Below are 14,474 nucleotides of genomic sequence, written 5' to 3' on the forward strand. Positions count from 1 at the left end.
TCATCTCGGTCAGGTTCGCAGATGCTCCGCGGTCCCTTGACACCGAGGAGCAATCCGGGGTTCAAGTGTTCGTTCACCCGGAAGTTCGACAACCCGACCGAAAGATTCACTACCTACGTGGGCGATTTCCCGCCAATCCGGGATTGCCCGTCTCCGGGTGTCTTCCCGCATCAGAGTACCAGGCGGGCCGACTCTCGATCGAGCAATAAGGTTGCTCCCTCGTGCTGTCGCAGGGCCGAGGCCGGGCAGGCTTCCGAGATCGGTCCCTTCAGCGTGGCCAGCACCGCATCGGCCTTGCGAGGGCCAGGCACGACCACCGAAAGAACCGGCGCCGAGAGCAGGGCAGGCACGGTCAGGGTGTAGGCGTGTGTCGGAACGTCATCCAGCTCGGCGAAGCAGCCGTCGTTGACCTGCTGCACGCGGCACGAGTGATCAAGCCGGACCACCTTGATCAGGACCGGGTCCAGAAAGTCGGCGACGGGCGGATCGTTGAAGGCCAGGTGCCCGTTTTCCCCGATCCCGGCACAGACGATATCCGGCGGTTCGGACCGCAACGCATCCTCATATTCCAGGCAGGTCCGCAGGGGGCGGTCGGTCTGCTCACCCGGGATCAGGCGGAGCCGATCATCCGGCAAGCCTGCCATCCGAAAAATGTGCTCATGCAAGTAGCGACGGAAGCTTGCCGGATGATCCGGAGACAAACCCAGATATTCATCCATGTGAAAGCCGACGACGCGTGACCAGTCAATCGCGTCGATCCCCAGCAAAGCTGTCAGGAATTCGTCCTGGCTCGGGGCGGCGGCGAAGATGATGTTGGCCATTTTGGCGGCCTGATGGCGGGCCGCAATGGCCTCGGCCACCCCGGCCGCGGCGGCCCGTCCCAGGCGGGCTCGGTCTTCAAAGACCCGAACGCGGAGGCGGTCGACGGTCCATTCGGCGATCGGCGTGGGGGGGGCCGGCAGGGACATGGTGGCAGTCTCTCAGGTCTCAATCGGAGGTCGATGGCGTCGGACGAGGATACACCAGGCGGGCCGGGCGAGCCATCGCACCCGACTCCTGAGGCTCGAAGGATACCCCGATGATCCGCCGATCTCAACACCGCCGAACGTCCTCTCACGAGCCAATCGTCCTAAAGGCGGGCGTGGCCGACCGTCAGGGGATACCCAGCAGCACCACCGCCACGATCACCACCCCGCCAATCACCGCGACCACCAGTCCCGGGTTGCGCCTCAATCTGAGATAAAAGAGCAAGATTAAGCCCGAGAGCGAGATCACCGTCAGCACCACCGCCGAAACGTCGATCGCCACCGACCAGACCGGCCCTGTATCCCTACCCTTGTGTAGGTCGTTCAGTACAGCCACCAGGCCGAGCGTGCTTTCCGTCAGAAAGTACTCGCCTGTCTCTCGATCAATCCGAGCATCGGCGGAATAGCCGGGGCCTTTGAATGTGACGAAGCATTCATATTCATCCACGAAAAACTCGGTCAACGCCCCCTTCACGTCGTGCTCCAGCCGCAGGTACTCGACCACCCTGAGCTGATCGACCTGATCCTCTGCCTGGTCCGTCGTCGCCGAGTCAAGATCGTTGAGCCACGATCGCTCCAGCGTTCCCTCGGCTTCATCCAGATGCTCGACGTTGGCGAAGAACCAGTCGGGATGGTTCAGCGTCAGACCGGTCACACTGAAGAACAAGACCGAGGCCAGGCCGAACATCGACAAATAAATGTGCAGCCATCGCGCAACGGCCGCCACCCGATTCCCGAGCGGCCGCCTCGATCGCCTGCGCGTTCCCCGATCGGAACGTTCCGCCGTGTCCGGTTCCAGATCCTCGTCACTCGGACCCGACGCGGCGGTATTCGACGGAAGCGGACTTGATTTCGACATTCCCTTCGTAATCCTCGGCAAACGGTTCGTCGGCGATCGAAACCGGCATGCGAATCACCTGATGGGTTCCGTGCTCGCGAGCAGCCTCGACAAAGACCGTGTACGACCCTTCCGGTAAGGGCTGGCCCTTGTCGTCCTTCCCGTTCCAGCTGATGCGGTATTCACCGGGTGGGCGGGTCGATCGGCCGATCGCATACGCCTTGTTCCGCCGCTCGATTCGGGTGCGGCCGGCGTCGCTTCGGTACCAACGCAAGAGGTCGGGCAACCACTGATCCGGTCCCGAACCGGACATCGACACCCACATCAACAAGTGCCGAACCACGTGCCCGGTTTCGTCCTCGATATAGACCACCACGTAGGGCCGCCGATAGCGCCGTTGCTCGACCTCGGGCCGGTTGATCTCGAACCGAACGACCAGCTCGAACGACTCTCCCCAGACTCCCCGAGGCTCGGAAATCGGGCTGGACTCTGTCGGCACCGCAGCCGGTTCCCGGGCATCGGCCAGGAACGGGGCCGACGGCCTCGACCGTTCCAGATCGCCCCAGCCGTCACTGCGGTGGATCGTGCCGTCGCGGGCGACAATCAGGCACTCGACCTCCGCCAGGGCGTTGACCAGGCGAAGTCCCTCCGCAATCGGCAAGACGTTGAGCGCCGTGGCTAGGGCGTCGGCATCGCTTCCGCTCGGAGCGACCACGGAAGCCGAGGCCACGGCTTCGACCGGTCGGCCGCTTCGGGGATCAATGATGTGAGAATGCCAGCGGCCATCGATCATCCAGCCGCGATGAGCTGCGCCGCTCGTGGCAACCGAGCGATTCCGGACTTCCAGAAACGTGAACGGCTCGCTCGCCTCCGAATCCCCCTTTGGCGGAGCGAGCCCGATCGTGCCGAACCCGTTACCGACAACCCGCAAGTCCCCACCCACGTTCAGCAAGAGCCCGTGAACTCCCCGGTTCGGGTCGAGTCCCTCGGCACAGGCCCGCTCAATGATGAATCCCTTGGCGATGCCGTCCAGGCTGATCGGCGTCTGGCCGATCCGTTCGGCGGTCTGAGCCTTGAGATCGAGCCTCCAGGCATTGGCCGAAGCCAGTCGTCTTGCCTTCGCCAACTCGTTACCCGTTGGCGTTCGGCCTCGTTCGGCGCTTGCATTCCAGAGCTTGCCGAACACGGCCACCCTCGGGTCGAAGGCACCACCGGTCGTCTCTCTCCAGTGATCGGCACCGCGGAGCACCTCGAACAGTTCGGTTGGAATATTCGAGATCTCGCCCGGATCATTCATCCACTGACTGAGACGACTTGATGGATCGTAACTGCTGAGAATGGCCGAGAGGCGGTCAATTTCGGCCAGAACGCGAGCCTCAGCCCCCCGGGCAGCTGCTTCGTTGTCGGCCTGGACGCGAAGCTCCAGCGCCGTACCCATCACCTCCTCGTGAAAGAACCCGAACTCGTCAGCGCTGGCGAGGGGGGCGAAGAGAGTTCCCATGAGTAGCAACGCCGGAAGAATCCAGAAATCAGAATGCATGCAGCCTCCTCAGCAATCCGAACCGCGATTCCCGAAGACGCTTCGATGGTAGTGGACGATCCTTCCCGAGGCAACCGCGCCGCTGACGATCGTTGAGCCCCACGGCCTTGGGATTCTCCACTGCCGACACCGCGCTCGCCTTACCCCTGCTTGACGGCCTGAACGGATTGGATACGCTGGAATCACCTTCCCTCAGTCTCACCTCGCGCGTAATGAAAAGGGATGCGGGGTGGCCGGTCTTCGCTTCGAGCCGACATGCAGGGGCGGTTCATCCGCCCGGAGCCTCCCATTGATGAGTCACTCGCACCGGACGATGCCCGCGTCCCGACTGTGTTCTTCCTGGTCCCGGGCCGCCGGTTGGTCGCTTCTCGGATCCTTGGCCCTGATCCTTGCGGGGACCGGTTGCTCGGGTAACGGGACGCTCGGGCAAGACGTGGCGGCGGCGATCGCGTCGGGTCAGCTTGACGAGGCTCAGCAACTCGTCGATGGATGGCTTTCACGGCGTTCCAATGACCCTGAAGCCCTCGCCTGGGCTGCCCGTGTTGCCCTGGCCCAGGATCGACCGACCGAGGCGTTCGAGTTCGCTCGGCGCGCCCAGCAGCAGGGGCTCGATCGGTCAGCCCTGCGCGATGTCGAGGGAGTGGCCCTCGCCCGAGCCGGTCGCATGGCCGAGGCCGAGCCGCTGCTTCGTGCTCACCTGGCCGCCACCGATCGCCCCGACCCGGTCGCTTGCCAGGCCCTCGCCGAGATCGGCATGGCCACCTTCCGATTCGGAGCCGCCCGAGAGGCCCTCGCCCGATGGCGACGCGATGCCCCCGACGACCCCGAACCCTGGTTGATGGAAGCGGAAATCTCCGAACGCATCGGCGATGAGTACACGGTCATCGCCTCGCATTACCGCGAGGCCCTGAAACGCGACCCGACCCTCGATGGTGTGTTGCTCCGCCTGGCCGAAACCATTCGCCGCTCCGGCAACTACGCGGAGGCGGTCGAATCCTTTAACGCCTACCTCGAGCGCCACCCCGACGACCCGGACGCCCTCGCCTGGGCCGGTCTGAACCAGCTGGGTATGGGGGAGGTTGAGGCCGCCGAGGGCTTGCTCCAGCAGGCCCTGGAGCAGGATGCCGACCACCTGGAGGCCATCAAGGGACTCGCCCGGCTGTACCAGCAAACCGGCCGCATTGCCGAGGCCCTCGATCAGTTCAATCGGGCCGCCGAGCTGGAGCCCGAGCAGGCGGACATCCCCTATCAGCAATCGTTGTTGCTCGCCCGGCTCGGACGCCGGGAAGAAGCCGAGCAAATGCGCGAGCGGTCCGAACAACTTCGCGCCCAGTCGGCCGAGATCGAACGCCTACGCGATGCCCTCGTGCGCGATCCAAACAATGCCGAGCTCCAGTACGAAACCGCTCGCTGGTTGATCGAGCACGGTCACGCCGAAGAAGGCGTTCGCTGGGCCGAGAAGGCGATCGCCACGGTTCCGGGCCATCGTCCTTCTTGCCTGCTGCTTGCCGAGTATTACGAAGGGACCGATCAACCCGACCTGGCCAGCTTCTACCGCTTCAACGCCGCTCCGGCCGATCGGTAACGCGTGGTCTCTCCGGAAACCTGGAGGCCGCGAGGCGAGCGTCTGTCGGGAGTTCTCCGGGCGGATGTGTGCCCAGTCCTGGCTCCTGCTCCGGCTGTTGCGTTTTCGCAACCGTTGCGATTCGGCAACATCCGAGGTCCGGGCCGAACCGGATTCGAACACCGGGCGCACAGAAACGACCCGGTTCCCATGCCTTGGCTCAAAGCCCGCAGAGGCAGGGGATCGGGTCGTCTGGAGTCGAGTCGAGTCACCTGGGCGCCGGCCCGTGGCTCAATCGGTCAGGTCGAAGTTGACGTTGCGATTCGAACCGCTCTCGACCGTGTAGGTCAGCCCCGAGGTGTCCGGCAGGCTGTACTTGGCAGGAACGAGGTCCTTGGCCTCCTCGAAGGCTTTGGCCACGTCGTCCTGCTTCGGAGAACCACCCTGCACGCCACTCATCGCGGCGTCGAAGTCGACGTCGCGCGAAGTGATCGAAACCCGGTACTCCCCGGGCAGGGCACCATCGCCGTCAACGGCGGTGGTCAGGTAGTAGGAGCCGCTCTCAATCGTTCCACTGGCCGCTCGACCTTCGGGGTCAACGGGGGCGAAGGTGATGGTGCCGGTCTCGACGGGCTGGCCGTTGTAGTTGACGGTCCCTGAAACCGGGTAGCGCTTGGCAAGGCCCGTCCCGTCACTGCAACCGACGACAATCATCATGCCGACGAAGGTGAGAGCCAGGGGGGTGAATCGACGGATCAAGGTCAAGGGTGCCGCGGTCATGGTCGCTCCACTGCGGAATGGCGGAATCAATCGAGGCAAGAGGGATGCCCCTGGCCACTCGGAATTGGGACCAGAGAGCATCATTGAGCCCATCGAACCAACGAAGCGGACCCCCGGAAGACGAATCTCCCGGGGGTCGAGGATGCTCCAAAGCGGGGTGGCCGCATCGCCAGGCCCCGGAGCAATCAGAAGGAGTCGAGGATCAATACTGGTCGGCGCTGACGACCTCGCCGCCGTTTCGGCTGCCGAGGGCACAGTAGACGACGATATTGATGCTCTCCTTGAGGAACTTCACCGAGCCGTCAGCGAACAGGAAGTTCGCACCGCCCGGGTGTTCGCTCTTGGCTCCCTTGCTCGCATAGCTGAACCGGCTCCGCCAGTTGGGCGAGCCGAACTGGACGGCCGGGGCTTCCGGCGTCTTCCAGTTGATCGGAACCGTGGTGCCGAAGGTGCTGCCGTTGTTCATGTAGAAGTTGCTGTCAGCAACCTGATACGGCAGCGTCTCGCCCACGATGATGGTGTTGCTCGTGCCGTCTCGCACGCTGGCCAGGTTCACCGGGCCGATACCCGAGTTGCGGTACGAGAAGAACCCACGGAGCCGGCCTGGACCACGCGCCGAGAGGGTCTCGTTGAAGTTCGTACCCCAGAAACCCGCCCAACCAATGCGGGGCGCTCCCGGAGCCAGCACCGTGCCGACCGGGGTTTCCCAGGGGCCGCCCGGAGGGGTCAGGCCGCCGATGCAGTAGTTGTCGCCGAAGCTGCCCGGGTAGTTCGACACGGGAACGACGGTCGGCGGAGCGCCGGTCGCCGGGTTGATCGGGCCAGAGCCGTTGGGCCACTGGCCGGTGATGGTTTCACGCTCTCGGAGGCCGCCGTTGTTCTCGCCGTCCGAGGGGCAGAGCCAGGTATTGTTGACCGTCACCCACGCCGTGAACCACGCACCGGCACCGGCGCCGGTGTTGCTGCCGTGCACGTCGAAGTTCAGGGCGTTGTACTGGTTGGTCCCTTCCATCTGCGGCAGGATCAAGGCCCGCCAGCTCAGGGTGCTCATCTGGGAGTTGCCGGCCCAGATGCTACCCCGGCTTTCGTCGGCAATCGCGCCGGGAGGGAACGCGTTGACCTGGTCGTGGTAGTTGTGCAGAGCGATGCCGATCTGCTTCAGGTTGTTCACGCACTGGGCCCGTCGGGCCGCTTCGCGAGCACTCTGAACGGCAGGAAGCAGCAACGCGATCAAGACACCGATAATGGCGATGACCACCAAGAGTTCGATCAAGGTGAAACCGAGGCGTCTGCGAGCGCTGACCTTCATTGCGAATTGTACTCCTGGCGAGCAATCCCAGAGCGATACCTCGCCCCGAAATGTGCTCGGGTAGAACCCCGAAGACTGGAACACGCGAACGACCAAGCGAAAGGCGATCTGAAATCGTGTCCCGAACGGAACACGACTGAGAAACCGCAATCACCGCCGGGTATCTTGATCGGCTCGAACGAAATCTGTTCGAGGAAGGAATCCTCAGCGATTCCAAACAAGACAAACCGTCCGGAAAAGCTCAAGGCCAGCAGCGATTGCAAACACTACCATAGCCAGGACGAAATCCCGGGGTCAAGCAGGTCTTCGAAAAATTATGTCGATTATGCAAAGCAGAGAGCGATCGTGATCCCACCGATCCGTTGACACTTGCGAGCAAGCATGCGGGAACGTGGGAGCGAATGATCGAGCTTCAATCTCACTCAGCAGGGTACACTCGGATCCGGCACGCAACACGAGAAGCGTGCCGAACGACAGCCTTTCGCATGAGACACTTCGAAGCAGCACTCTCAACACACTCGCCCGTCTCACCAGTGACGACCGAGTACGATTGAGATTACTTTGTCTTACCAGCCTGAACTCAGGCAAGTCAAGAAAGAACAGCGGTCAAAGAAGACATTTTTTTGACACCGATTCCCCGAATCTGCCTGGGCACAGCCCAATCCCTCTCAGATCAGGGAAACACCAGAGCCTGGACGCACGAAAAGGCCGAGGCCAGGCTCGAAAACCTGGCCTCGGCCGTGGTGCATCGAGTGGTCAAATCGCGAGGTTACTCGGCGCCCGAGGAGAGGGAGTTCGGTGCGTTGAGCTGCTCGATCCAGGCGCGCACCAGGGCTTCGGCGTCGGGGTCGATGCGCGTGGTTGCCAGTGGAGGCATCTGGTTCGGGCCTCGACGGGTGATCCGATGATAGAGAACGGATCGCTCGGGATCGCCCGGGGCCACCAAACGGGCGTTGGCAATGCCCAGATCTCCCTGGGTCGGTGCTTCATCCACCAACCGAAGTCGATCGAGCGGCGCATCGAACCGCAGGTTGATCGCCGCGTTGCCGCCTCCCGCCTCAACGTGACAGCTCGCGCAGTTCGCGTGCAGGTACGATCGGGCTCGGGCCTCGATCGGCGCGGTCTCGTCGCTCGGATCGACGAGCTTCGGCAGCGCCTCCGGACGATTGGGCAACGGCTCCTTGAACAGGCCGATGTGCTCCAGCGTGGCAAGCTGATTGGCCACCCGACCATTGCCGTAATCCAGCGTCCGGTTCATCTGCTCAGTCGAGAGGCCGAGCACGTAGTTCGCCGCCCGAGAGTGGCAGACCATGCACTCGGCTCGGCTCGGGTAGTGCCATTCGAGCGTTCGGATGCCGCCGGGTGCCTCCGGATCGCGTAGCGTGTAGGTCCGATCGGCCCCCTCCTTGCTCACGAGGACGGCATCCGTTCGATCGTCATTCCAGAGGTATGAGTAGCCAACCCACTCCCCTTGCTGCCGAGTCATCAGGCGGGTTTCGATCGGTTGGCGCGATGCGGGATTGCCGGCCTCGAACTCCAGAGCAAACTCCTTGACCAGCACGGTTCCTTCGGGGAAGTCCCAGCCCTGGCCGGTCCCTCGCAAAGAGACTTTCGCCTCGTCCGGATCGCCGGGAATGGCAATGAATCGTTGCTTGATGGAGCCGTCGGACCAGAGAGGCGAGTTGACCGCGTAGGGAATCAATGCCTCATGCGTTTGTCGATCCGCCACCGACCGATACAAACCCGTTTCACTCAGCAAGGTCGGGAACGGGGCGGCCGGGCGGTCGTCGGCTTGTGGCACCATGCGGTAAAACCCGGTCAGGTGGTCGATGACAATCAGCTCACCGTCCTTGTCGAGTCCAAAACCGCTCAGAGCGAACGGCGTATCAGCAATCTCCTGATGCCAGGTCACCTGCTGACCGTCGTGCTTGACTCCCCAGATCTTGCCGGTCGAAAAGTCGCCGTACACATACGCTCCCCGAAGCTCAGGAAGCCTCTGGCCGTGGTAGACGACTCCGCCGGTCAACGATCGAGCCTCGGAGTGATGATGCTCGACCGTCGGCGGGGTCAAGGGGTCGGGACCCATCCGGTCGAGGAAGAAAGGATGACCCCCTTCGTAGGCGCTCCAGCCGTAGTTGGCGCCCCTGGTCACCAGGTAGGCCTGCTCCCAGAGGTCCTGACCGTTGTTGCCGACCCAGAGCTGATCGAGCGTCTTGTCGTAGGTCATCCGCCAGGGGTTCCGCAGGCCGTATGCCCACGTCTCGGGACGCGCACCAGGACGATCAACGAACGGGTTGTCGGGCGGCACCGCATAATTCTGCCCAGGAGCCGGGTGATCGACGTCGATCCGCAAAACCTTGGACGTCAGTTCCGACAGATCCTGGCCCCGCAAGTTCGTATCCGAATCCCCCGTGCCGTCGCCCGACGTGATGTAGAGCATCCCGTCGCCGCCGAAGTCGACCGCGCCACCGTTGTGGCCGTTCGAGGGCCAGTCGATGATCACCACCTCCGACGCCGGGTCGATCGCGTACGGCGCTTCCCGATCGACCGTGAAGCGCGAGACTCGTGTGACCGGCTCTTCGCCGTTCGAGACATTCTGGCCGACAAAGAGGTATCCGTTCTGCTCGTAGTCGGGATGGAACGCCAGCTCGTAGGCAATCCCCGGCAGTTCCAGAACGACCTGGGGATCAGAAGCCTCCGGATCGTTCGGAATCCGCAGAATCGTTCCCGGCGCCGACCAGGAACCATGATGCTGAATGATCAGGTAAGCGTCTCGGCCGGGTTCGGCGTCGAACGTCAAGGGCTGGAAGATCTCCAGCTTCGGAAAGGCCGGTTCGGTCCGGTACGGGAGCGGCGGCTCAGGAGAGCCGACCACGCGAGAATCATGCCAGGGAACCCGTTCCGAGAGGCCAAACCGACCCTCGTCGTCGTCGGCCGCGACATTCAGAGACGCTGTGAAGAACAGCAACGGACAAAGAAACACGCGAAGGAACCAACCGGAGCGGACGCTCATGGTCACACTCATCCTCCGATGATCGTTCTGATGAGATCAATCAATGAAACATGGGCGGAATCTGCCGAGGAGAGGTTTGCATCATGATACGGTGCGCCACCAGGCCGGGCAATCCCGCGCACGACACAACGGCCGCCTCGCGTTCCGAAAGTTCCGGAAGAGCAAAAGCGGCCGTCGGTGGAGGGTCGAATCGGGCTCGATCGGGAGTCGAATCAATCGCTGGCGATCACGTAAACCGCATGAATGACACCCGGAATGTAGCCGAGCAAGGTCAGGAGAATATTGAGCCAGAAGTGAAGGCCAATGCCCACCTGAGTGAACACGCCCAGCGGAGGCAAAAGAATGGCCAGCAGAAGTCGAATCAGGTCCATGAGCGGTGATCCTCGTCAGATCAATGAAAGGGGGCCGGTCTACCCCGTGGTTCGGTCAGGAAGGGCGGACCGCCAGGCCCGCGTTGCGCCGACGTCTCAAATCTTCGAGCGAGAGCTGAGGTCCGGCACCAATCAACGATCCGGCGATTGAGGCAATGATTGATGCGATAAGGGTGGCAAAGGTCCACCACGCGGCCGTGGTCGCCCTAAGTGTGCTCGTCTGAGCCTGGGCCGCCTGAACATCGGTAATTTGCTGAGCGGTCAAGCCGGCGTCGATCAGTTGCGCCTCGGTGAGGGTTGGAGTCATGGTCGGCCCGGTCACCTGCTGAAGCATTCCGCCGACACCAAGGTTCAACCCAAGCCCTGTCAGCACCACCACGGCGACGAAAATGGTGCCCCAGAGCAAGAGGCCATAGATCATCGCCTCGTCCTTCCGCTCCCCGACGGTGCTCCGGCTGGTCACAAAGCCGCCCATGAACAACGCGACAAGCAACGAAACAGCGGCCCAGATGGCCGCACCGATGGCCAGCGTGCCACCGCCGACGACGTCGGTTCCGGCCGTCGAAAGCCCCACAGCCACGCCAAGCGTACCGAGCGATACATAAACCGTCAGTGCCACGACCGCGCCGGCCATCAGGGCACTCCAGCTCACTCGACTACCGACCGAGGTCACATCGTGCAAGCCGATGATCTCGTCGTTGGCCGAGCGTGCCGAACGACGGTGATCGCCCCGGTCGCGGTCGCTCCCGGACCGCCCATTGCTTTCGGTGAAGTTCATCACATGATCGAAGACGCCATCCTGTCGATGGACAATGAGATTGACCTCGCGATCCCGCGCAAGATTCTCACCTTCCTCCACTGCGATCGTCCTGGTCGCATATTCAGAAACGATTCCATCGTCTCCTTCTTGTTTAATGGCCCAACGATCCTCGTGGGGCACCACATGCAGATTCTTTGCCATCGTTGATTCCTCAAAATCTGGTGTTTGCCCCACCCGGCGCGGGGTCCGCCCGCGCCGGACGGATCATCGGGGCGATAGGAAAGCAGCCCCGATCGTCAGGCGGCTGGTCCTCGCGTCCGCCCAAAGATCAGTGAGGCGATGAACAGGACGAGGAACACGACAAACAGCACCTGAGCAATCCAGGAGGCCGTGCCAGCGATCCCGCCAAACCCCAGCACTGCAGCAATCAACGCGATAATCAGGAACGTAATCGCCCAGCCTAACATGAGAATCTCCTTGTCCCCAGGAATGTTGGGGAAGTAATGGAAATGGCCACGGTATGCGATTGCCGGTGTCATCAACACCTGCAGATTCACCCGTCGCACAAACCCTGGGGCAAGTCGTGTGCCAAAAGATTCCATTCGTTGAGGTCGATCGGTGCCCAAGCGATCTCCTACGCTCACGCGTGCGCGATTACAGATCAGCTCAGCATCCGCTTTCAAAGCGTGAGAAAGGACCAAGGAGAACCGGCATCAATCAACGGATCAGCAATCGCGCTAACGGCCCGATGCACTGATCTCGGCTCCGCGTCGTCAAGCGGTTGCAGCGTGCCTGGTCACTTCCGGTTCAGTGCGGTCACAAGGTGTTCAGAAACCCCGCCTTGCTCAATTTGAACCGTTGGCACGACGATTGCTCCGAGCTAGGGCAGTGAGGTGACCCGAGGGACGTTCCACGGCGATCCATGCCGAGTCTCGTTGTCTTCGAGGACAGGTCTGATCAGAAGTGCGGCGAGTGCGGCTACCCGGCCGAGGCCGACCTGCGTTGCACCTCCAGCAAGGGAGGGAGATTCATGAATCAACAGTCAAGTCTTGTCTATAAGTGTCCGCATTGTCAGGCGAAGGCAGAGATCGGCGACGAAATGCTCGGTCAGGTCGTCAACTGCCCGCGATGCGAGCGGCCCTTTCGAGTCGAAGCCCCACCGTCATTTCCGATCAGTGACGACGAAGCCGGCTCGGTCATCCGCAAGGGTGGAGCACCGGAGGTGATGAACCCCGTTGATCAGGAACGGGTGCTTCTCGTCCTTCATCCGGCAGTGCTCAAGCGTCGAATTTTTCAGACGACGGCCTCGATCCTTGTCATCATTGCCGGCAGCATCGCCATGATCTGGGGACTGGGGAGTACGAACCCCTGGCTCGGCTGGGGCGGACTGACTGCCGTGGTGATTGGAGCACTTGACCTGCTCTACTGGTGGTTCAAGTCCCTTTTCGTCACACTCTCTGTGACCAACCGTCGGACCATCCTGCGGACCGGGCTGTTCGCGAAGTCCACCAGTGAGGTCAATCACGACGACGTTCGGAACCTTCAGATCGATCAATCGGTCATCGCTCGCATGCTCAACATCGGTGATCTGCGGGTTTCCAGCGCCGGCCAGGATACCATCGAGATCCGGGCCAAGGCGATTCCGGATCCTGAAGCAGTGGCAGCCATTATCCGAGAACACCAGGATTAACCGCCGTGCGAGATGATCCCGAGCCCTCGTCGAATTCGAGCCTCAATCTTCCGACGGCTCGCATCGCCCGCCCCTCCCGCCTGTCCTACCCGGGGGGAACGATGCGCCTGCGATATCATTGGGACTGGCTCAGGTCGGGCTACCTGTTCGTTCCCTCGCTGATGGTCTTGCTCGCCCTCGCGATGGCCTTGCTGGCGATCGAGCTGGACGGCTACCTCTACGGCGACGGACGAATCATTGAACACTGGTATGCGCAAGGAGGTCCTGACGAGGCTCGGACCATCCTGGGCATGATCGCCGGCTCAATGATCACGATTGTTGGCATCGTCTACTCGATCGCCATGGTCAACCTGACACTCGCCTCTGATCAGTTCGGCCCGCGCCTGATCCGCACGTTCATGACCGACATGGGTACGCAGCTCGTGCTCGGGGCCTTTCTCGCAACGTTCGTGTACAGCGTGATGGTTCTGCTGGCGATCGAAAGCGGAGCCAATGCTCCAGGCCCGAGCGCTGCGTCGTCGGCTCGAACGGGAGATGTCGACGCCGAGGTCTGGGCCGCCTTGCCCGAGCCAACCTCCTTCGTTCCCGTGATCTCGATCTGGCTGGGAGTTGGCCTGGCCTTGGTCTGCTTGGGAATGCTCATTTACTTTATCCACCACGTTGCTCAGGCAATCCAGGCTCCGAACGTCATTGACTCGGTCGCTCGGGAGCTTGAGCGTTCGATCCGCCGCCACTTTCCGGAAGCCCGCGATTCGATCGAGGCAATTGGGCCTTCAACCGTTCGCGAAGCCCTTGACGACGATCTCCCTCCGGATTTCGACGAGCAGGCGCGCCCCCTGCCGGTCGCCGTCTCCGGGTATCTTCAGTTCATTGATCACGAGGCACTTGTTCAAATTTGCTCGGAAGCGCATCTTGTCATGCGACTCGATCAACGCCCAGGCGACTTCGTGGTGGCGGGTGGTTCGGTGGGCTTGGTCTGGCCGCCGGATCGGGTGAGTGAGGAGATCGAACGCCGGCTCCGGAGCGTCTTCTTGATTGGGGTTCAGCGGACTCCTCCGGAGGATGTCGAGTTCTCGATCAGCCAGCTTGTCGAGATTGCTGTCCGAGCCCTCGGAAACAACGACCCCTTCACCGCAATCAATTGCGTCGATCGGTTGGGAGCCGCCATGTGCTTGCTAGTGGGACGCAAGATCCCCTCCCGAAAACGCTTCGACAGCGACGGGCAAATTCGCGTCATTGCCCGAGCAACCCGTTTCGGCGGGATCATCAATACCGCCTTTGACCAAATTCGCCAGTACGGTGCCGATGATACGGCTCTAACCATCCGCTTGCTTGAGGTGATCGCCCTCATTGCCTCTCGAGTCGATAATCTGACCGACGGGGCAGCCTTGCTTCGCCAGGCCGTGATGATCGAACGTGGCAGCCGCCAAACCATCGTCGAGGAATACGATCGCCGCGACATCGCCGAGCGGTTCCAGGACATCCTCAACCAACTTGATTTACAGGACGTTACGGGAGAGGTCGATCGCTGGCAACCAAGACGGGTCAAAGTCTAGGATTCTCTCATACGCTTCTTCGAACCAT

Annotated in this window: 12 protein-coding genes; 3 read left to right on the forward strand and 9 right to left on the reverse strand. The window is 62.1% G+C overall.

Annotated features, from left to right (window positions below):
• Nucleotides 1–170: 170 nt before the first annotated feature.
• The 3 genes from HG800_RS14270 to HG800_RS14280 all read right to left on the reverse strand — a co-directional run bounded on the left by HG800_RS14270 (nucleotide 171) and on the right by HG800_RS14280 (nucleotide 3,403).
• The gene (locus tag HG800_RS14270; protein ID WP_169977305.1) at nucleotides 171–968 is read right to left on the reverse strand and encodes a 6-phosphogluconolactonase; all 798 of its coding nucleotides are present in this window, start codon (nucleotides 966–968) and stop codon (nucleotides 171–173) included.
• A 184-nt stretch (nucleotides 969–1,152) separates the two neighbouring features.
• The gene (locus tag HG800_RS14275) at nucleotides 1,153–1,884 is read right to left on the reverse strand and encodes a PepSY-associated TM helix domain-containing protein (RefSeq protein ID WP_169977306.1); all 732 of its coding nucleotides are present in this window, start codon (nucleotides 1,882–1,884) and stop codon (nucleotides 1,153–1,155) included.
• Nucleotides 1,832–3,403, reverse strand: coding sequence for a DUF2271 domain-containing protein (locus tag HG800_RS14280; RefSeq protein ID WP_169977307.1), 1,572 nt, complete (start codon nucleotides 3,401–3,403; stop codon nucleotides 1,832–1,834). Before HG800_RS14280 ends, HG800_RS14275 begins: the two co-directional genes overlap by 53 nt.
• Nucleotides 3,404–3,695: 292 nt before the next feature.
• Between HG800_RS14280 and HG800_RS14285 the strand changes: the two genes are divergently transcribed.
• Nucleotides 3,696–4,988 carry a tetratricopeptide repeat protein gene (locus HG800_RS14285; RefSeq protein WP_169977308.1) on the forward strand — a complete coding sequence of 431 codons (1,293 nt, stop codon included), beginning with the start codon at nucleotides 3,696–3,698 and terminating at the stop codon, nucleotides 4,986–4,988.
• 270 nt (nucleotides 4,989–5,258) lie between these two features.
• On the opposite strand, the gene HG800_RS14290 is transcribed toward HG800_RS14285, so the two are convergent.
• The 6 genes from HG800_RS14290 to HG800_RS14315 all read right to left on the reverse strand — a co-directional run bounded on the left by HG800_RS14290 (nucleotide 5,259) and on the right by HG800_RS14315 (nucleotide 11,667).
• The gene (locus tag HG800_RS14290; RefSeq protein WP_169977309.1) at nucleotides 5,259–5,747 is read right to left on the reverse strand and encodes a hypothetical protein; all 489 of its coding nucleotides are present in this window, start codon (nucleotides 5,745–5,747) and stop codon (nucleotides 5,259–5,261) included.
• 202 nt (nucleotides 5,748–5,949) lie between these two features.
• Entirely contained in the window at nucleotides 5,950–7,056 is a 1,107-nt protein-coding gene (locus HG800_RS14295; RefSeq protein WP_169977310.1) for a DUF1559 domain-containing protein, read from the reverse strand.
• Nucleotides 7,057–7,825: 769 nt separating this feature from the next.
• Nucleotides 7,826–10,081: a PQQ-dependent sugar dehydrogenase gene (locus tag HG800_RS14300; protein WP_169977311.1), complete on the reverse strand. Its 2,256-nt coding sequence runs from the start codon at nucleotides 10,079–10,081 to the stop codon at nucleotides 7,826–7,828.
• Nucleotides 10,082–10,281: 200 nt separating this feature from the next.
• On the reverse strand, nucleotides 10,282–10,440 hold the full coding sequence (locus tag HG800_RS14305; RefSeq protein WP_169977312.1) for a YqaE/Pmp3 family membrane protein: 159 nt from the start codon (nucleotides 10,438–10,440) through the stop codon (nucleotides 10,282–10,284).
• Between the two features lie 55 nt (nucleotides 10,441–10,495).
• A complete protein-coding gene (locus HG800_RS14310) occupies nucleotides 10,496–11,401 on the reverse strand; it encodes a DUF2188 domain-containing protein (protein ID WP_169977313.1) in 906 nt (301 codons plus the stop codon).
• A 95-nt stretch (nucleotides 11,402–11,496) separates the two neighbouring features.
• Nucleotides 11,497–11,667 carry a DUF1328 domain-containing protein gene (locus HG800_RS14315; protein WP_152049572.1) on the reverse strand — a complete coding sequence of 57 codons (171 nt, stop codon included), beginning with the start codon at nucleotides 11,665–11,667 and terminating at the stop codon, nucleotides 11,497–11,499.
• A 563-nt stretch (nucleotides 11,668–12,230) separates the two neighbouring features.
• Between HG800_RS14315 and HG800_RS14320 the strand changes: the two genes are divergently transcribed.
• The gene (locus tag HG800_RS14320; RefSeq protein WP_169977314.1) at nucleotides 12,231–12,890 is read left to right on the forward strand and encodes a PH domain-containing protein; all 660 of its coding nucleotides are present in this window, start codon (nucleotides 12,231–12,233) and stop codon (nucleotides 12,888–12,890) included.
• A 5-nt stretch (nucleotides 12,891–12,895) separates the two neighbouring features.
• Entirely contained in the window at nucleotides 12,896–14,446 is a 1,551-nt protein-coding gene (locus tag HG800_RS14325; RefSeq protein ID WP_169977315.1) for a DUF2254 domain-containing protein, read from the forward strand.
• Nucleotides 14,447–14,474 lie beyond the last annotated feature (28 nt).

This window comes from Tautonia rosea, from assembly GCF_012958305.1.
GTDB lineage: Bacteria > Planctomycetota > Planctomycetia > Isosphaerales > Isosphaeraceae > Tautonia > Tautonia rosea.